The sequence below is a fragment of the Peptoclostridium acidaminophilum DSM 3953 genome (assembly GCF_000597865.1).
Lineage (GTDB): Bacteria > Bacillota > Clostridia > Peptostreptococcales > Peptostreptococcaceae > Peptoclostridium_A > Peptoclostridium_A acidaminophilum.
In genome coordinates this window covers 60,677-79,673 of sequence record NZ_CP007452.1, presented here as the reverse complement: position 1 = coordinate 79,673, position 18,997 = coordinate 60,677, and the positions used below count along the sequence as shown (strand labels likewise).

22 protein-coding genes are annotated in these 18,997 nt (G+C 46.0%); 1 reads left to right on the top strand and 21 read right to left on the bottom strand.

Annotated features, from left to right (window positions below):
- Positions 1–97: 97 nt before the first annotated feature.
- Entirely contained in the window at positions 98–1,294 is a 1,197-nt protein-coding gene (locus EAL2_RS00485) for a tetratricopeptide repeat protein (protein WP_025434488.1), read from the bottom strand.
- Positions 1,295–1,526: 232 nt separating this feature from the next.
- Here EAL2_RS00485 and EAL2_RS00480 point away from each other — a divergent pair, with 232 nt between their 5' ends.
- Positions 1,527–1,997: an HAD family hydrolase gene (locus EAL2_RS00480; protein WP_025434487.1), complete on the top strand. Its 471-nt coding sequence runs from the start codon at positions 1,527–1,529 to the stop codon at positions 1,995–1,997.
- A 2-nt stretch (positions 1,998–1,999) separates the two neighbouring features.
- Here the strand turns inward: EAL2_RS00480 and EAL2_RS00475 are convergent, their stop codons facing one another.
- The 20 genes from EAL2_RS00475 to leuC form a co-directional block, all read right to left on the bottom strand.
- Positions 2,000–2,197, bottom strand: a complete 198-nt coding sequence (locus EAL2_RS00475) for a hypothetical protein (protein ID WP_025434486.1) — start codon at positions 2,195–2,197, stop codon at positions 2,000–2,002.
- Between the two features lie 104 nt (positions 2,198–2,301).
- On the bottom strand, positions 2,302–2,760 hold the full coding sequence (locus EAL2_RS00470; RefSeq protein WP_051489050.1) for a chemotaxis protein CheX: 459 nt from the start codon (positions 2,758–2,760) through the stop codon (positions 2,302–2,304).
- A gap of 110 nt (positions 2,761–2,870) precedes the next feature.
- Positions 2,871–3,779 (bottom strand): fumarylacetoacetate hydrolase family protein, encoded by a 909-nt coding sequence (locus EAL2_RS00465; RefSeq protein WP_025434484.1) that lies wholly within the window; start codon positions 3,777–3,779, stop codon positions 2,871–2,873.
- A 25-nt stretch (positions 3,780–3,804) separates the two neighbouring features.
- Positions 3,805–4,233 carry a type II 3-dehydroquinate dehydratase gene (aroQ, locus tag EAL2_RS00460; protein ID WP_025434483.1) on the bottom strand — a complete coding sequence of 143 codons (429 nt, stop codon included), beginning with the start codon at positions 4,231–4,233 and terminating at the stop codon, positions 3,805–3,807.
- A 13-nt stretch (positions 4,234–4,246) separates the two neighbouring features.
- Positions 4,247–5,062 carry a shikimate dehydrogenase gene (gene aroE, locus EAL2_RS00455; RefSeq protein WP_025434482.1) on the bottom strand — a complete coding sequence of 272 codons (816 nt, stop codon included), beginning with the start codon at positions 5,060–5,062 and terminating at the stop codon, positions 4,247–4,249.
- 4 nt (positions 5,063–5,066) lie between these two features.
- Positions 5,067–6,179, bottom strand: a complete 1,113-nt coding sequence (gene pheA, locus EAL2_RS00450; RefSeq protein WP_025434481.1) for a prephenate dehydratase — start codon at positions 6,177–6,179, stop codon at positions 5,067–5,069.
- Between the two features lie 2 nt (positions 6,180–6,181).
- Positions 6,182–7,267: a chorismate synthase gene (aroC, locus tag EAL2_RS00445; protein WP_025434480.1), complete on the bottom strand. Its 1,086-nt coding sequence runs from the start codon at positions 7,265–7,267 to the stop codon at positions 6,182–6,184.
- Positions 7,248–8,540 (bottom strand): 3-phosphoshikimate 1-carboxyvinyltransferase, encoded by a 1,293-nt coding sequence (aroA, locus tag EAL2_RS00440; RefSeq protein ID WP_025434479.1) that lies wholly within the window; start codon positions 8,538–8,540, stop codon positions 7,248–7,250. Before aroA ends, aroC begins: the two co-directional genes overlap by 20 nt.
- 27 nt (positions 8,541–8,567) lie before the next feature.
- The gene (gene aroB / locus EAL2_RS00435) at positions 8,568–9,626 is read right to left on the bottom strand and encodes a 3-dehydroquinate synthase (protein ID WP_025434478.1); all 1,059 of its coding nucleotides are present in this window, start codon (positions 9,624–9,626) and stop codon (positions 8,568–8,570) included.
- Positions 9,623–10,486 carry a prephenate dehydrogenase gene (locus EAL2_RS00430; protein WP_038601560.1) on the bottom strand — a complete coding sequence of 288 codons (864 nt, stop codon included), beginning with the start codon at positions 10,484–10,486 and terminating at the stop codon, positions 9,623–9,625. The genes aroB and EAL2_RS00430 overlap by 4 nt, the downstream gene beginning before the upstream one ends.
- 30 nt (positions 10,487–10,516) lie before the next feature.
- Complete coding sequence (aroF, locus tag EAL2_RS00425; RefSeq protein ID WP_025434476.1) at positions 10,517–11,530, bottom strand: 3-deoxy-7-phosphoheptulonate synthase; 1,014 nt, start codon at positions 11,528–11,530, stop codon at positions 10,517–10,519.
- A 107-nt stretch (positions 11,531–11,637) separates the two neighbouring features.
- Positions 11,638–12,336, bottom strand: a complete 699-nt coding sequence (locus EAL2_RS00420; protein ID WP_025434475.1) for an isocitrate/isopropylmalate family dehydrogenase — start codon at positions 12,334–12,336, stop codon at positions 11,638–11,640.
- 97 nt (positions 12,337–12,433) lie between these two features.
- The gene (locus EAL2_RS00415) at positions 12,434–12,634 is read right to left on the bottom strand and encodes a hypothetical protein (RefSeq protein ID WP_025434474.1); all 201 of its coding nucleotides are present in this window, start codon (positions 12,632–12,634) and stop codon (positions 12,434–12,436) included.
- Between the two features lie 259 nt (positions 12,635–12,893).
- Positions 12,894–14,540: a biosynthetic-type acetolactate synthase large subunit gene (gene ilvB, locus EAL2_RS00410; protein ID WP_025434473.1), complete on the bottom strand. Its 1,647-nt coding sequence runs from the start codon at positions 14,538–14,540 to the stop codon at positions 12,894–12,896.
- A 42-nt stretch (positions 14,541–14,582) separates the two neighbouring features.
- Positions 14,583–15,575 carry a ketol-acid reductoisomerase gene (ilvC, locus tag EAL2_RS00405; protein ID WP_025434472.1) on the bottom strand — a complete coding sequence of 331 codons (993 nt, stop codon included), beginning with the start codon at positions 15,573–15,575 and terminating at the stop codon, positions 14,583–14,585.
- Position 15,576: 1 nt separating this feature from the next.
- Positions 15,577–15,822, bottom strand: a complete 246-nt coding sequence (locus EAL2_RS00400) for an ACT domain-containing protein (protein ID WP_025434471.1) — start codon at positions 15,820–15,822, stop codon at positions 15,577–15,579.
- A 30-nt stretch (positions 15,823–15,852) separates the two neighbouring features.
- Positions 15,853–16,923: a 3-isopropylmalate dehydrogenase gene (gene leuB / locus EAL2_RS00395; RefSeq protein WP_025434470.1), complete on the bottom strand. Its 1,071-nt coding sequence runs from the start codon at positions 16,921–16,923 to the stop codon at positions 15,853–15,855.
- Between the two features lie 9 nt (positions 16,924–16,932).
- On the bottom strand, positions 16,933–17,415 hold the full coding sequence (leuD, locus tag EAL2_RS00390; RefSeq protein WP_025434469.1) for a 3-isopropylmalate dehydratase small subunit: 483 nt from the start codon (positions 17,413–17,415) through the stop codon (positions 16,933–16,935).
- A complete protein-coding gene (locus EAL2_RS15405) occupies positions 17,415–17,588 on the bottom strand; it encodes a hypothetical protein (RefSeq protein ID WP_158408866.1) in 174 nt (57 codons plus the stop codon). The genes leuD and EAL2_RS15405 overlap by 1 nt, the downstream gene beginning before the upstream one ends.
- 84 nt (positions 17,589–17,672) lie before the next feature.
- Entirely contained in the window at positions 17,673–18,935 is a 1,263-nt protein-coding gene (gene leuC / locus EAL2_RS00385; protein WP_025434468.1) for a 3-isopropylmalate dehydratase large subunit, read from the bottom strand.
- Between the last annotated feature and the right edge of the window lie 62 nt (positions 18,936–18,997).

Sequence of the window (18,997 nt, the reverse complement as noted above, 5' to 3'; positions counted from 1 at the left end):
TATTTAATAATTTGCCGATACAGGTTGCTTTATACCCTTTTACATACCTTTTCAACAAATATTTTCATTTGCTACAGATCCGACTTCGCCATCCATCCTATTCCTGGAGAATAATATCTTCCACCTTTGAATTTATGAACATACTATCCGGATATTCACGCTTTAGCCTTTTTAAAGTGCTTTGAGACTTATCCTGGTCTCCCTGCGCATAGTATATCAGCCCCAGGCTGTATAGGGAATCGTCACTGTAATGGCCTTCCTTGAAAAATTCCACATACATCCCGTAGTATTTAATGGCTTTGTCAAATTCTTTTAATCTTTCGTATGATTGTGCTGCAAAAAAAATAGATTCAGACACAAAACGCTCCTGCTCACCGCCTAGCGCTATCTTTTCAAATCCAGCGGCCGCCTCAGAATAGTTTTCAGCCTTGAATTTTTCTGCCGAAGCTATATAAATCCCCTGTTCATCCTCAATCTTTCCATCGAGCTTGCTGCTTGAAGCTTCAGCGTCTGCGTTTTGAGGAGTGTTGTCGTTGTCAACGCTGCTTGACTGCTTTTGCTGACTCGTTTCCTGTGCATTTTCTTCGTTTTTAAAATGCTCTTGCTTTATCTTCGCAAGCTTGCTTACAGACGCAGCCTCGCCATTTTGTGAGACGCTTTGTGGGTGTGCCTGCCCCAGCATTGCTGCTATGGCCAGGGTAACCATGCAGATTGAAATTGCTATGGCTGCGTTTTTTTTGCTCAGCAACTTAAAATCATGTCCTGTTTTTATAGCCGACTTCATATACATCTGGCTGTATTTTTTTAGCTCCTCGTTTTCCGAATCTTTTGAGATAGCTGTTTGTATATAACCGCTTCCAGTTTCATTATCTCCTAGCTTGATTAAAGATATTCCTGCTATTATATATGGCATTACAAGCTCAGGCTTTTTATCTATTAAGCCCATCGCCTTAAATGCGGCATTCTTGTAGTCGCTCTGCTCAAAATATTTTTTTGCACTTTCAAAGCTTTCCCTTATAGCCAGAAACTCCTCAAGTTCAATCATTTCCATATATGAATGCGCCTGGTTATCCTTGTCTTCAATCCCTATACTCTCCAACCAAAGCTCCCGGGCACTGTCAAAATTGCACAAAATATAATAACAAAATCCCAGCATATTCAGCGTCTCAACATTTTGGGGATTCATGACCAGGCAGGCTTTAAGCTCTTCAACCGCCCCTGTGATGTTGGAGTTTCTCATATGGTTCAAGGCCTTCGATTGGCAAAGCCTCTCTATCTTAATGTTTTTATTCATAACAAAAGCTCCTTATGTTTCTAATGTTTTATAACTTTATTTTATCAGATTTCAAACGATAATACTCCATCCTCTTTAGGCTGGGATGAGTCGATGCGCCACCCAATAAGCAAGCCTTAATGCACTAGAAGCCAATCTGCTGCAAAAGGGGTGCTCTAAGATATAAATATTGCTATAATTATAATGTATGATTTTGCATCCAGTTATGTCTTTACTATAAGGAGGTTTTTTTATGATAAACATATCAATTCCCGGATTCAAAGATATATGCATAAAGAATATAGTGTTTGACTATAACGGAACTCTGGCTGAGGATGGAAAAGTTTCTGACAGGACTATGGAAATGCTTTTGATTCTGAAGGAGCATTTGAATGTTTACGTAGCAACTGCTGATACTTACGGGAATGTTGCTGCAGAATTTGCCGGAACAGACATTGAGATTCGAAAATTTCCAAGCGACAGGGCTTCCTTGTTTAAAAAAGAAACTGTGATTTCTCTTGGTCCATGCGAAACCATGTGTGTAGGCAACGGAGTAAACGACATTGAAATGTCAAAAGAATGCATATTGTCTGTAGCGGTCATAGGCCCCGAAGGCTGCAGCGGCAAGCTTATATCCAATTGTGACATAGCCGTAAAGTCTGTAGACGATGTATTCCATATGTTGAATAAAACCGACAGGATAAAAGCCACTCTCAGAGGATAGGCCTACGGTATCTCAGCTCTATCAGGCACGGCCTGTTTTTCTATGACTGCTTTTATTTTTTCTTTTATATGTCCGTAGCTTTGGGTCTTGTCAATTTGCGTAGCTATAAAAAATTCAGTTATAGCGCATGCTCCTGTGAAAAAAATTATACAAAGCAACAATATAGCTGAATAAAACATCTTTCTTTTAGAAAATGCCATCTTCAACCCCCCAATCCGGGCCCGGTATTTCGCTTATTACAAAATTGATACCCTATGGAGCTTGTCCGTAAATAAAAAAAACCGGCTAAAAGCCGGATATTTTGCTATTTGTTTTTTATGGATACATTGAAATTGATATCTCCAAGATCTGTCTCTATGGGTATACATACTGTTTTAATTGCGTCATTCGAAACCGACAGCCTCTCGCCTGTCATAAGGCTCGGAGGGGTAATGTCTATGCTCAGACCCTTTCCTTCCAGCTTGGTTGCTGTAGTTCCCATAACCATATTTGTAAGCTCCGACAGAGCGCTTTTTGCCATGTCATCAAGCGTTTCAACAGGCATGCCCATCATCATTTTGGATGCTATGCCTTTAGCAAGCCCCTCATTCATGCTGAGCATCGCATGACCCTTTAGCTCACCTGTAACTCCTACCATTATTACCACATTCTCAGCATTAAGCTCATTGTCTATAAAATAAGGCTCCCTCATATTGCACTCTAGCTGGGCCATGCTTGTCAGTATCTGGCTTCCTGCTTCGACAAATGAATCTATATACTCCATCCATATTCCTCCTCGTTTTGCTCGAAATACTCCGATGGAATCTATTTACCCACAGTATAGTTGCTTTAAATGTTTTTTATAGTATTTTTTTGCATTTGCATGATGCTTTTCTATTTCTTTTCAACCACCTGGTTTACAAGTGCTCCGATTTTTTCTATCTCGCATTTGACTATGTCACCCGGCTTAAGGTATTTGCAAGGCTTAAAGCCAAGGCCCACACCCGAAGGAGTGCCTGTAAGTATTATGTCTCCAGCCCTGAGCCGCATTCCGCGCGATATATCGCTTATTATATACTCTATGTCGAATATCATATCCCTTGTATTGGAGCTCTGCCTGAGGTCGCCGTTCACGCTGCATTTGAGATCTAGTTCTACCGGATACTTTATTAAGCTCCTATGCGCGATATATGGCCCCATGGGACAAAATGTGCTCAGAGACTTGCCCCTGAACCACTGCTTGTGGCTGCTTTGCAGGTCTCTCGCCGAAACGTCGTTGGCAATTGTATAGCCGAATATGTGCTTTTCCACATCCTCAGGTTTTATGTCCATGCCATCCCTGCCTATTATCACCGCAAGCTCGACCTCATAGTCTATCTCGTCTGTGACTGATCTGTCGTAGATTATGTCGTCACCGTCGCCTACTGCCGGATCAGCAATTTTCGAGAAATAAATCGGATGCTCAGGCCTTTCGTTGCCTCTGTCTATCGATGTGCCTTCGAGCTCCTTTGCATGCTCGTAGTAGTTTTTTCCAAGGCATATTATATTTCTTCTTGGATATGGCACGGGAGCGCACAGCTTTACACTATCTTTGCTAACAGTCTTGAACCTGCCGCCTCTTAAAGCAACCCTCATGTCCTCTATGAGCTCGTCGCTTGACATGGCTATGAGCTCGTTCATATCATCAGGCGCTTTTATTCCAAGCCTGCTGCAGATATCTCCTATTCTTACTATGCCAGCTTCTATTTTTTCAAAAGCACCTATATCCTCTTGTCCGCCGTATATGAAAGTTACAAAATACATAGAACCACCCCTTTAAGGTTTTATTCTATTTTATGCCTTTTAGCGCCATGAGCGCAAGCACATATCCATGGATTCCAAGACCACATATTTGGCCTTTGCAGGCAGGTGCAGTCACAGAAACCTTTCTGAATTCCTCTCTGGCATGTATGTTGCTTATGTGGACCTCGATGGCCGGCAACCCTACTCCCTTTAGCGCGTCGTGTATAGCTATGCTGTAGTGTGTGTAGGCCGCGGGATTTATGACTATGCCGTCGTATTTCCCGTACGCCTCCTGAATGAAGCCCACTATCTCACCTTCTATGTTGCTCTGGCACAGCTCCACTTCTATTTCAAGTCTTTCGGCTTCACTCCTTATATAGCTGCAGACGCCATCAAAGTCCATATCTCCGTATATGTTCCTTTCCCTGACACCTAGCATATTTATATTTGGGCCGTTTATTACAAGCACCTTCATTATATACCATCTCCTATAGCAGCTGTTTTACTCTTTCATACACTTCGTCCACCATTTTCTGCTCGAGCTTCATTTCATTCCATATCTCCTGAGCCTTTACCGCCTGCCCCACAAGCATGTAGAGTCCGTCTATGGCTTTTAGGCCTCTCTTGCTTGCCTGTGTAAGAAACAGCGTCCTCCTTGGATTGTATATTAGATCGACTGCCGAATCAAACTTTGACAGGAGCTCTTCAGTCAGCGGCGAACTTTCTGTATTCGGATGCATGCCTAGCGGCGTACAGTTGACTACAGTGTCAATTTCGCCTAGCGCTTTTATGCCTTCATAGTCAATTATTTCTACTCCGCTCAGAGTCTCTTTAGCCTTTTGCTGGTTTGTGCTTGCAGCCAAAATCCTGGATGATCCGAAATCCTCAAGACATGCTGCAACGGCTTTTGCAGCCCCGCCCGTACCAAGCAGCAGAAAGCTCCTGCCTTTTATTTCTATGCCGGCTCTTTTTAGCATCATTTCAAATCCGTAATAATCAGTGTTATATCCATGGCACATGCCGCCACTAAAGTCTATGGTGTTGACAGCCCCTATTCTTTGGGCTTCAGCTGATATATAGTCCATATGCTCCATGACGCTGCTTTTATATGGGATTGTAACATTGGCGCCGGCTGCCCCGAGTGCCTTTAATCCCCTTACTGCATCAGAGAGCGATTGCCTCTCCACCTCGAACAGGTGGTAGCAGCCCTTTGTGCCCGAGAGCTCCATTATGGCCGAATGTATCTGTGGCGATATGCTGTGCGACAATCGCTCCCCGAGGAGTCCGTATAGCGTCCCCTTCATGGCTCTATTCCCCCGCTCTGGCATAAGCCTTGTAGTTGCCGAGAATCCTGCAGTAGCTGCTGCCCGCCTTTATCTCTTCTATAGCCTTCTTTGTCTTTTTATCATTTATGTTGCCTTCAAAATCTATATAGAACATGTACTCCCATGCGCTGTCTTTTGCAGGTCGCGACTCTATCTTTATCATATTTAGTCCATTTTCCGAAAAATATCCCAATGTTTCATGGAGCGCTCCAGGCTTATGCTTTATAGAAAGATGGAGGCTTATCTTGTCGGCTTCAGCGTCTGGGTTCATTTCCTTGCCTATTATTACAAACCTGGTAAAATTGTTGCTGTTGTCGTTTATCGAGCTTGCGAGCACCTCCAGATTGTACAGACTCGCCGCATTGAGGCTTCCTACCGCGGCCTTTGTCATGTCGCCGCTTTGCGCAACATACCTGGCGCTGTATGCCGTGTTGTGATAGGGTATCAACTTCCATCCCGGATGCCTTTTGAAGTATCTCCCCGACTGCTCGAAAGCCTGCATGTGAGAATAGACCTCTTTTATGTCTTCCAGCCTTGCGCCCTTTACGGCCATAAGGTTGTGGCTAACCTTTACGCAGATTTCTCCGACTATATAAAAGCCGTAGCTTCCCAGAAGGTCGTACACCTGTGTTATGCTGCCCGTTGATGAGTTCTCTATTGGAAGGACTCCGTACTCGACATCCCCTCTTTCCAGACTGGAAAACACGTCCGAAAACTCTACATACTCGAGCAGCTCAGCCTCATTTCCGAAATAGTCTGCGGCCGCCTCGTGTCCAAACGAGCCCTTCGTGCCCTGGAATCCAACCTTGACGCCTTCCTTTCCTATTCCCCGCATCCTTTCCTTTTGCAGGCTCTTGCTTATATCCATGACGCTTCTTAGGAACATCTCAAGCTGAGGTGAAAGCTCCTTGTTCTTTAGAAGCTCCATGTTGTGCTTTATTACCTCTTCCTCCCTGTTGCTGTTGAGCACGCCGATTCCGTTTTGCTCTTTTATGTCTGCAACCCTTGCTACAAGCTCCATTCTTCGCTCGAAAAGCTCTACAAGCGCCGCATCTATGCTGTCTATATCTTTTCTGAGAATTTCCAATTCACCCATGCCTATTTCCTCCCCTCAAGCATCATATCTAGTATAACCAGGGCCGCAGCCGATTCAACAACAGGTATGGCTCTTGGCACTATGCACGGATCGTGCCTCCCCTCGACTCGCAGCTGGACCTCCTTCATCGAAAAGATATCAACACTCGATTGCATCTGGCTTATTGACGGTGTGGGCTTTATCGCCGCCCTGAAAACCATAGGCATGCCGCTTGTTATGCCGCCCAGTATACCTCCGTTATTATTGGTGCTTGTTGATATCTGTCCGTCACTTATGACATACTCGTCATTTGCCTTAGAACCTCTCATTCTTGAGATTTCAAAGCCCGCCCCGAACTCAACGCCCTTCACTGCCGGTATTGAAAAAAGCATACCCGAGAGCCTGCTCTCCACTGAATCAAAAAAAGGGTCTCCCAGTCCCGCCGGTATGCCCAGAGCCATGCATTCTATGACTCCCCCGACAGAATCAAGCTCTTCCCTCGCCTTTAGTATCTCGCTTTTCATCAGCTCGCCCTTTGCAGTGTCTATTGCCGCAAGCTCACTTGCTTTTAGTCTTTCTACAAGCTCCTTGTCCACATCCACCTCTTCAAATCGAGTATCACATACACCTGCCACGCTCTGGGCATGGGCTGCTATGACAATTCCCATGCCTTCGAGTATCTGCTGGGCTATAGCCCCTGCAAATACAAGCGGCGCTGTTAGCCTGCCTGAAAAATGGCCCCCGCCTCTGTAGTCATTGAACCCGCCGTATTTTACGAATCCAGTGTAGTCGGCATGCCCAGGTCTTGGAGTCTTGCTTATGTTCTCATAGTCCGACGAGCGCCTGTCAGCGTTTCTTATCATGCATGCAAGAGGCGTCCCTGTAGTCTTTCCGTTGAAGTATCCGCTGAGTATCTCAAATTCATCCTTTTCTCCCCTCGGAGTGGACATTTTGTTTCTTCCGGGAGCTCTTCTGTTCATTTGAAATCTGATATTCTCAATATCAAGCTCCGTACCCGGAGGCAGCCCGTCTATGACTATGCCTATAGCAGGCGCATGTGATTCTCCGAAAATCGACAGTCTGAGATTTTTACCCCATATCCCGCTCATTTATGTCCCCTCCAAGCTTTCTAAAGTCATTCCAAAATCCCGGGTACGATTTTTTGACTGATTCCGCCCCGTTTATAACCACTGGTTTTTTGCACCTTATTGATGCTACCGCCATGGCCATTGCTATCCTGTGATCGTTCCAGCTTTCCACGACCCCACCTTCAAGTTCGTCCCTGCCTTCTATCTCAATTCCGTCTTCAAGCTCCCTTATAACTGCTCCCAGCTTTGAAAGCTCTGATACTGTGGATTTTATCCTGTCCGACTCTTTTATCCTGAGTCTGGATGCGTTGCTTATTATTGTGGTGCCCTTGCTCAGGGCCGCCATTACAGATATTATAGGCACAATATCGGGTATTTGTGAAGCATCGATGCTTATTCCCCTTGTGATACTGGCGCTTGCACGCATTGATCCGTCCGATACAATTATGTTTCCGCCCATTGCCTTTATTATATCGACAATCTCCTTGTCCCCCTGAAGTGAATCCTTGTCTACATCAAGGCAGTTAACGTCGCTGCCTATTGTGCCTGCCACAAGCCAGAAGGCCGCCTGTGAAAAATCGCCTTCAACCCTGTAGTCTGCAGGCGCGTAGCTCTGGCCGCCCTTTATGTAAAAGCTGCTGTAGCCGTCATTTTCAATGCTCACCCCGAACGCCTTGAGCACATCTATTGTGAGGTCTATATAGCCTACCGATTCCAACTTGCCGACTATTTCTATTACAGAGTCACCCTGCACCAGCGGCAGCGCAAACATAAGCCCCGTTATGAATTGCGAGCTCACATCACCCTTGATTTTAAAGTGTCCGGCCTTAAGCTTGCCTTTTAGAGTGAGCGGCAGCCTTCCCTGCTCATTTCTATACTCGAGTCCCTGGCTTTCAAATATATCGTAGTACATATCAAGCGGCCTTTCAACAAGCTTTCCTCGGCCTTCAAATGTGACTTCTTCCCCTGTAAGAGCCGCAAGCGGTATTAGGAATCTTAGCGTAGAGCCTGATTCTATGCAGTCTATTGCATCGTTTCTTACCTGCGGCATTCCGCCGCCCTCTATTGTCAGCGCCACTCTTCCCTCTCCCGAATCCTCTATCTTTATACTGCTTCCGAGACTCTCAAGCCCTTTGCATGTCGCTTCTATATCTTTTGACATTATCACGTTCTCTATCCTGCTTTTCCCTTTCGAAAGCGCGGCCGCCATTATAGCTCTGTGGCTTACGCTTTTTGAAGGAGGCACGCTAATATCTCCCGAAAGCTTTTTAGGATTAATCTCTACAGTTTTCAATGCCTTCCCCTCCATGCTGTATGTTTTTTATATCCACTCGCCAAGCGATGACTTGTCTATTGTGTGCATGAATCCCTTACCTATTTCGCTTATTAAAATTATGCTAAGCTCCCTTGAGCTTCCCTTTTTATCAAGAAGCAGAGTATCGATAACGCTTTGGCTTTCCATGGCAGGCATTTCAAATGGAAGATTATATTTTTTTACAAGCCCTGTAAGCCTGCTGCATGTCCCTTTTGCCGAAAGCCCTGACTGCTCGCCTTTTCTTGTTATATGAATCATCCCTATGGCTACAGCCTCGCCGTGAGTGTATCTTTCATAGTTGAAATACTGCTCCACTGCATGAGCAAGAGTATGACCGAAGTTCAAAAGCATCCGCTCGCCCTTGTCGAGCTCGTCGAGCTCCACTATGTCACGCTTTATTGAGCAGCATGTCTCCACGATGTCTTCAATGTGATCTACTATTGTATGTTCGTCATTGCCTTCAAGCAGATTGAACAACCCTTCGTCTCGTATGCAGGCATACTTTATGACCTCGGCCATTCCGTCCCTGAAGAATCTTATATCCAGAGTCCTCAGGAGCTCCGGGTCTATTATTACAGCCTCGGGCTGGTAAAAACTCCCGACCAGATTTTTTCCCGAAGGTAGGTTTACGGCAACTTTGCCGCCTACGCTGCTGTCTATCTGCGCCAGCAATGAGGTCGGTATCTGTATGAATCTTATCCCCCTAAGCAGCGCCGAGGCCACAAAACCGCCAAGATCGCCAACCACACCGCCGCCCAGGTTGACTATGATGTCGCTCCTTGTGACTCCGCCTGCAAGCAGCCTTTCGCATACCTCTTCGAATGTCTTTATCGACTTGCTGCCCTCCCCCGGGCTTACAACAACCTTTACCACTTCTAGCCCCAAATCCTCCATCGACTTGACCAAGGCGTCCGCGTACAGCCTGTCTACATTGGAATCGGTTATCAGGCCTATTTTGTCACCCTTGTATAATCCTCTGATTATCTGAGCTGCTTTGCCAAGCAGCCCCTTTTCTATATATATCGGATACGTCTTGCTGCTTGCCTTCACCTCAAGAGTCTTCAATCCAATTCACCTCTTTTTTGCTTTGCGGTTTTCATAATAGCTTCCAGTTCATCCGGGCTGGGCTTTAAAAGCGCCTGCTTTATGGCCTCCATGCCGTTCTGGAATTCCTGTATCTGCTTTGCAAGATTCTCCCTGTTTAGCATGAACAGCTCTCCCCAGAGTTTTTCGTTTATGTTTGCAACCCTTGTGATATCCCTGAAGCTGTTGCCTGTAAAGTTTTTACCGCTAAGTGCATCCTCGCAGCTTATAAGTGCAAGCGCAATCACATGCGGAACGTGGCTTGTGAGCGCTATCATGCGGTCATGGACATTTGCGCTCACAACCTCTATGTTGCTGCAGCCGAGGCAGCATGCAAGCTCTTTTACAAGACTAATGCTTTCCGCGCTGCTGTTTTCACTTGGCGTTATAAGGTAGTTTGCCCCTTCGAACAGACTGGCTTCCGAAAAGTCTATACCCTGATATTCCTTTCCTGCCATGGGATGGCCGCCTACAAAATCTATGTCGTCCCTTATGAAGCCGTTTATGCAGTCTATAAGTCCGTCCTTCACTCCCGAAACATCAGTCACTATGCACCCTGGCTTGAAACTCTCCATGTTTGCTCTTATGAACTCTACCGTGTCTTTCGGATAGAGGCAAACTATGACGAGATCCGATTTGCCAAGAGCTTCTTTTGAATCTGTGTAGCCATTTTTTATTATCCCCTCTGCCTTGGCTTTTTCAAGAGACTCTGCTTGCAGATCTATTCCATATATTTCATTGAATCCGGCCTTTTTGAGAGCTTTTGCATACGAACCGCCTATGAGTCCAAGCCCTACTATTGTAATTTTTGTTTCTCTATTCCTAAATCCGCCCTCTCCCAATACATTCACCCCTGAACGACTTTGTCTTTGCTACATTTCCTTGCCTTCTATTTTAACTAGCTGCTTTAATATTTCCATAAGCCTCTGGAATTTTTCCGGCTTGAGCGACTGAGGTCCGTCGCATTTTGCATTTGCCGGGTCGTTGTGCACCTCTATCATAAGGCCGTCTGCTCCTACCGCTACAGCAGCCTTCGAGAGAGGCTCAACCATCCAATGGTGTCCTGCCGCATGGCTTGGATCTACTATGACCGGAAGGTGGCTTAGCTTTTTAATGGCCGGTATGGCGCTAAGGTCCAGCGTATTCCTTGTGAACTGCTCGAAGGTTCTTATGCCCCTCTCGCAAAGTATGACCTTTTCATTTCCGCTCGCCATGATGTATTCAGCTGACATTATCAGTTCCTCGATTGTAGATGAAAGACCTCTTTTAAGAAGTATAGGCTTTGTTGTCGCTCCAAGTTCCTTTAGAAGCTCGAAGTTTTGCATGTTCCTTGCTCCAACCTGTATTACGTCTACATGCTTCTCGAAAAGCTCGATATGGTGGGGCGACATTATCTCTGTCACTATTGGAAGCCCTGTAGCAGCCCTTGCCTCAAGCAGCATGTCAAGCCCTTCCTCCCTTAGCCCCTGGAAGCTGTATGGAGACGTTCTCGGCTTGAACGCTCCTCCTCTTAAGAATCTAGCGCCTGCCGCCTTGACATCCTTGGCTATCGATATTATCTGCTCTGTGCTCTCAACTGAGCACGGACCTGCTATAACCGCAAAATGCTTGCCGCCTATCTTGTTACCGCTCACATCTATTACTGTTTCTTCCTGCTTGAAGAGCTTGTTGGCCTTCTTGAAAGGCTCCTGAATGTGGACTATTTTTTCCACTCTCTTGTCTGCCTGAATTGTGTCCGGATCAATCTTTCTTGTATCCCCTATAAGGCCCAATATGCTTTGCACCTCTCTCTTTACTTCATGCACCTGTATTCCCAGCTTTTGTATTCTTCCCTTTAGCAGGTCTATCTCTTCCTGGCTTGTGCCTGGCTTTATTACTATAACCATTTTATTCTCCCCCTATTTTTCTCTTTTTATTTTTTGTGCTTTTATCTATCACAATTATCCAAATCTATAGTTATTTTTAGTTTATCTGTACTTGTCATTTATGCCCTTTAGGCTGGTTGCCTTTTGGCATTGCTGTGGCCTAGCTCCTCAAGCAACATGCCGTGTATCATCTCTTCAGGACACTCACTTTTAAGTACGCTTCTGAGCGCTGCTTCGAGTTCCTGCGCCTCCGTTTCAAGGTTGAATGTGTGTCTTAGCATCATCGCGCAGGCCATTACCGCTGCTGCAGGGTTTTTTATGTTGGCTTCTTCCTTCCATACCCCTGTGTCTATTCCATGCATGTCTATTCCGCTTTTACAAACAACTGCATAAGGAGTTAGTCCCGAGGCGTTCTTTACAACTTCTTTTGAAAACAAGTCAGCCCTTATTATCAGCTCCCCGTCCATTGACATGGCGGCCCTTAGTGGTTTGACTCCATGGAGGCTTCTGCTTATGAGCCCTAACATTTCATTTGGAACCTCGCCGCCTTCGCAGTTTTCATGAGTTCCTAGCGGCATAAGCCTTGCAACTGCGCCAAGCTGAGTTCTAAGCTCCCTTACTCCGGCTTCATTTAAGCTGTGGTGCCCTATTATTACTGCATCGCTTTTTTTGCACTCGTCTATTTCTGTCTGCCCAAGATCATTGAGCATATTGAACCTGAACCTGTGTCCATGAGAACCTGTAACCTTTTTTAGTATTTCTATACCTTGCGATGTTGTTTCTGAAAGCCTTCCATCCTTCGTAACTACCGCTATTCTGACATCCATCACTTTTCCTCCTTCATTAAAATGGAAATAAATTGAAAACAAAAAGGGCCTCACTGATTTCTCAATGAGACCCGTTAGCTTATCATTTTTAGATTCGCTATACAGAGGCTGCGCCCGGCTTCAATCCGGCCATCAACTTTTTGCCTTTTAAACTCTCATCGGAAAACATATCGAATATTCTGTTGAATGCAAAATAACCAGCGCTAAAAAAGTAATAGCCCCAGCTAAAAAAGTAAAAGTCGAATTGTTTTGCATTCAGTTTGTTTTCGCTATTTTGATTTCCAACAAGACTCTTCATGATTTTTCCTCCATATCCTACCGTACTGCTTGTCCCTACAAATCTCTAAAGTCTAAATCTGACTAAATCTGAGCCATACTGCTTTATCCCTGGCCACATAGCCTTCGGATAATTTTTCTTGAAACTCATTTTATCTCTTTTACTCCGCCCTGTCAACAAATTTCCTGCTAATTATCAGAAAATTTACCTTTAGCACTATAAGCCACTTTATTATGCCTACCCGCGGATATTATCGCGGGCAGGCATATATTATTATGTTTTATTCAAATACAAATTCCCCTATGCCGGCGCCGGGCCTTACCATCGGAGTAACCAACTCTTCCTTGTCTATTACGCACTCAATTATTGCGCTTTTGTCAGCCTGGAGCTCTGCTACCGCCTGCTCCAATTCCTCAATGCTGCGCACTCTGCGCGAATCGATGTTGAACGCTTTTCCAAGCGAAACAAAATCAAGCTCGTCAAATACGTCGACCTCGCTGTATCTGCTTTCTGTGAATACAGTCTGGAGCTGCCTTACCATTCCAAGAGCTCTGTTGTTGAGTATAACTATGTGCACTGGTATCTTGTAGGCTGAAACGGTTGCAAGCTCGTTCATATTCATCTTGAAACTGGCATCTCCGGTTATAAGGATCACTTTCTTGTCCGGCCTTGCAAACTTGGCTCCAATGGCGGCGCCTAGTCCGTAGCCCATTGCTCCAAGTCCTCCCGACGTGAGCAGGCTTCCCGGAGAATCGAATTTCCAGTTCTGGGCAGTCCACAACTGGTGCTGCCCTACGTCTGTCGCCACGATTGGGTCATCATACAGCGACGAAAGCTTTTCTATTATTAGTTTCGGCGTGAATCCTCCGCGCTCCGTATGAGCTGCTTTTCTACTCCAGCATGAAATCTCCTCTAGCCACTGACCTTTTTCGCATAGAGTTATTTTTTCCGTAATCATCGAAATGATCTTTTTTATGTCTCCCCTGATAAAAATGCTGCTCTCTACATTTTTCCCCATTTCTGTATCGTCTATATCTATGTGGATTACATTCTTGCCGCTTGTGTCCTGCTTCCCAAGGCCCCTGTCGCTGAATCTTGCCCCTATTGCAATTACAAGATCACTTTCAGCAAGAGCCCTGTTTGCATGCACATGCCCATGCATGCCCGAAAGCCCAAGTGAAAGATCGTGGCTTCCAGGGAAGGATGATATACCCATGAGCGTGTTTGCAACAGGGATACTACCCTTCTCTGCCAGCCTTAAAAGCTCCGGAGCCGCCTTTCCCCTGAGCACGCCTCCGCCTGCGTATATTACCGGCCTGTTAGCATTTTTTATCATATCTGCTGCCGATTCGATGTCCCCTTCATCAAGGCGGCCCGACTCGTAATTAAGTCCGCAGCTTTGCATTTTACATTCGCATTCGACATCACTTAGGAAAATATCCCTTGGTATGTCTATGAGCACAGGCCCAGGTCTGCCCGTTCTAGCTATAAGGAACGCCTCCCTCAGCGACTGGACAAGCTTTTTAGCATCGCTTATGACATAATTGTGCTTTGTTATAGGAAAAGTCATCCCTGCTATGTCTATCTCCTGGAACGAGTCTTTTCCAAGCAGCGGTGATGCCACCTGCCCTGTTATTATAACCATTGGCACCGAATCCATGTACGCCCCGGCTATACCTGTTATAAGGTTTGTCGCGCCTGGCCCTGACGTGGCTATGCATACACCCACATTGCCTGTGGCCCTTGCATAGCCGTCGGCTGCAAACGATGCGCCCTGCTCATGAGAAGTCCTTATATGCCTTATTTCATCTTTTCTGCTGTATAGTGCATCATAAAGCGGGACGACGGCTCCTCCTGGATATCCAAATACAGTGTCAACACCCATTTCTATCAATACATCTATTATCGCATTAGCCCCGTTCTTCATTTCTGCACATCCTTTCTTGCAATCCTCTATACTTATTTACTATTATTCTTTTATCCAGGACATCATGCCTCTTAGCTCTTTGCCCACCTCTACTATTGGATGCTCAAGCTCTTTTTGCTTTGTGGCGTTGAACATTGGCCTGCCAAGCATGTTCTCAAGCAGCCAGTTCCTTGCGAACTCGCCTGATTGTATGTCTTCAAGCACTCTTTTCATCTCTTTTCTTGTTTCCTCGTTTACTACTCTCTTGCCTGTCACGTAGTCTCCGTACTCCGCTGTGTCTGATATGCTGTATCTCATCTTCTCGAAGCCTCCTTCGTATAGAAGGTCTACTATTAGCTTTAGCTCGTGAAGGCACTCAAAGTATGCAACTTCCTTTTGGTAGCCAGCCGCCACAAGAGTGTCGAAGCCCGCCTTTATAAGCTCTGTCGCGCCTCCGCAAAGCACTGCCTGCTCTCCGAAAAGGTCTGTTTCAGTCTCTTCCTTGAATGTAGTCTCAAGCACTCCCGCTCTTGCAGATCCTATGGCCATTGCATATGCCATTGCCATGTCTCTTGCCTTGCCGCTCGCGTCATTATGCACCGCGAAAAGCGCAGGAACTCCCTTGCCCTCTTGGTATACCCTTCTTACAAGGTGCCCTGGTCCCTTTGGCGCAACCATGAATACGTCCACGTCTGATGGAGGGTTTATCTGTCCAAAGTGTATGTTGAAGCCGTGTGCGAACGCAAGCGCCTTGCCCGCTTTCAGGTTCGGAGCTATTTCACTTTCATACACGCTCTTTTGCTTCTCGTCAGGTATTAATATCATTATTACGTCGCTTGCCTTTGCTGCATCTGCTACGCTCATAACCTCAAGTCCTGCCGCCTTTGCCTTCTGCGCCGACTTGCTGCCTGCATGCAGTCCTATTACAACGTCAAGCCCGCTCTCCTTCATGTTGAGCGAATGGGCGTGACCCTGGCTGCCGTAGCCTATAACTGCAACCTTCTTGCCCTTTAATAGATTCATATCTGCGTCCTTTTCATAGTACATTTTTGCCATTTTACTTTTCCTCCCTGAGTTCTGTTATTTTTTTTATTCCAAAAAGCTTTTTCACATGATTCATTACATCTCCTGCGCTGCACCCTGCAATTTCGTTTATTGAAATTATAAGATTTGAGCCGCAGCTCGCTTCAGATGGTTGCATGTTTATGCTTTTGATATCGAATTTCTTTCTTCTGAGCATTCCTACTATCCTAAGAAGCGATTCCGCTCCGTCTTCAGCCATTATGCAATATGTCCTGCACACTACAATCCCTCCTTCAAAACCCTACCGCTTCTAAATAAGCTTGGCTATTTCTTCTCCCATTTGGACTGTATCCACGAGAGTCATGCCCTGGCTCATTATGTCCGGCGTTCTAAGGCCCTTTTCCAAAACGCCTTCGACCGCCTTTTCTATTGCCTGCGCCTCGTCACTCAGATTGAATGAACTCCTTAGCATCATGGCACACGATAGTATTGTTGCTATTGGATTTGCCTTTCTAGTTCCGGCTATGTCCGGAGCCGAGCCGTGTATAGGCTCATACATGTGCACGCCTTCTGTGCCAAGGCTTGCCGAAGGTAGCATTCCTATGGAGCCCGTTATCATGCTTGCCTCGTCCGAGAGTATGTCTCCGAACATGTTCGTGGTAAGCAGCACATCAAAGCCTGACGGATTTTTTATAAGCTGCATTGATGCATTGTCCACATACATATGCTCAAGCTCGATGTCCGGGAACTCCGCTGCAACCTTCTCGACAACCCTTCTCCAGAGTCTCGAGCTTTCAAGCACATTGGCCTTGTCTACGCTTGTTACCTTGTTCCTTCTTTTTCTTGCCATTTCAAAGGCTGATCTGGCAATCCTTTCAACCTCGTATTCGCTGTAGCATTCCTCGTCGAACGCCTCGGCTCCGTATTTGCCCTGCCTCTGGCCTCTTTCGCCAAAATATATTCCGCCCATAAGCTCCCTTACTACGCATATATCAATTCCGTCTTTTATGATGCTTTCTTTAAGCGGGCACGCATCGGCCAGCTCCTTGTAGAGCACCGCCGGCCTTATGTTTGCATAAAGGCCAAGCGATTGTCTTAATCTAAGCAGCCCTTTTTCAGGCCTTTTGGCATTCTCGAGGGAGTCCCATTTAGGTCCTCCTACAGCTCCAAGAAGCACTGCATCGCTTCTTTTGCATACCTCAAGGCTCTCTTCCGGAAGCGGATCGCCACAGCAGTCTATGGCCGCTCCGCCGACTGCCACATTTTCATATGTGAATTTGTGTCCGAATTTTTCTCCTATCCGCTCAAGCACGCTGATTGCCTGCTCCACTATCTCCGGCCCTATTCCGTCTCCGGCTGCAACTGCTATTTTATATTCCATTGGCTCCTCCTAATTTATGTTTTTCTTGATATAGTTTATAAGACCATCAGCATCTATTATCCCTCTCATGAACTCAGGCAGAGGCTGGGCCTGATATTTCTCGCCCCTTGTGATATTCGTTATCTCTCCCGTTTCAAAGTCAACACTCACTTCGTCACCCATTTGTATGCCTTCTGAAGCCTCCTTTGACTCGAATATAGGAAGCCCTATGTTGAACGAATTCCTGTAGAAAATCCTTGCAAATGAAGAAGCTATTACGCACGTTATTCCACTCGCCTTTATAGCTATAGGTGCGTGCTCCCTTGATGAGCCGCAGCCAAAATTTTCTCCGGCAACCATGACATCGCCCGGCTGCACATTCTTTACAAAGTCCTTGTCTATGTCCTCCATGCAGAATTTTGCAAGCTCCGAAGGCTCAGAGGTGTTAAGATGCCTTGCGGGGATTATGACGTCCGTATCAACGTTGTCTCCGTACTTGAATGCCTTTCCCATTAAAACTCCCCCCCTGCACCGCAACCAAAGAAATTGATGCCGCTGCAAGGCATGTGCATCTGGTCCTTAACTATTCCATTTGCTGAAAACTCGGCTGCCTGACTGCTCTCTAAAGCCGCTCCGCCCATGTCATCTATAGCGTTGAATTTATTTTCATTTTCCATGTTTTTCATCGTTATCTCTCCTTTATATCCTAATAGTCTAATCTCAGTTTATTTGGATTTTCATTTATAATTATCTTCATTTAATCTAGCTTTCTAGTCCAAATCCTCAGGTCCCGCTATTTTGCCTGCAACCGCAGATGCCGCTGCCACCGCCGGACTTGCAAGGTATACCTCGGATTCCACATGGCCCATTCTTCCTACGAAGTTCCTGTTGGTAGTGGCCACACAGCGCTCGCCCTCCGCAAGCACTCCCATATGCCCTCCAAGGCACGGACCGCACGTTGGCGGGCTTATTATGGCTCCTGCATTTATGAATATCTCCATAAGGCCTTCCTTCATGGCCTGAAGGTATATGCTTTGAGTTGCCGGGAATATTATGACCCTCACGCCCTTCTTGACCTTCCTGCCCTTTAGCACCTCTGCCGCCGCCCTGAGGTCGCTTATTCTTCCGTTTGTGCACGAACCTATTACAACCTGGTCTATTGGAATGTCTCCCACCTCGTCTATTGTCCTGGTATTTTCAGGAAGATGTGGAAATGCTACCGTAGGCCTTATGCTTGCAAGATCTATGTCGTACACCTCGTCGTATGCGGCGTCCTCGTCAGCCTCATAAGCTACATATTCTCTTTTTGAGTGCTCTCTGATATATTCAACCGTCTGCTCGTCCACCGGGAATATCCCATTCTTGGCTCCTGCCTCTATTGCCATGTTGGCTATAGTGAAGCGGTCATCCATTGTAAGGTTCTTGATTCCATCTCCCGAAAACTCCATCGACTTGTATAGTGCTCCGTCGACTCCTATCATTCCGATTATGTGGAGTATTACATCCTTGCCGCTCACCCATTTTTGAAGGCTGCCTGTGACGTTGAATTTGATTGCGCTTGGCACCTTGAACCAGGCCTTGCCTGTCGCCATTCCCGCCGCCATGTCGGTGCTGCCCACTCCTGTAGAGAAGGCTCCGAGTGCTCCGTATGTGCATGTGTGCGAGTCTGCTCCGATGACTACATCTCCTGCAACCACAAGACCCTTTTCAGGAAGCAACGCATGCTCAATTCCCACTTCGCCTATTTCGAAATAGTTTTCAATACCCTTCTCCATCGAAAACTCCCTTATAAACTTGCACTGCTGCGCAGTCTTAATATCCTTGTTTGGTGTGAAGTGATCCGGCACTATCGAAACCTTCGATTTGTCGAACACATCCTTTGCGCCCATCTTCTCGAATTCCTTTATGGCAACAGGTGCTGTGATGTCGTTTCCAAGCACCATATCAAGATCTGCCTCTATGAACTGTCCCGATGCTACACTTTCAATTCCGGCATGCTTTGCAAGAATCTTTTGAGTCATAGTCATTCCCATTTATTCTTCCTCCAGTCGTTTACTTAAAATTTCAAATTTTCTGCATTTTCAGATTGCACCTT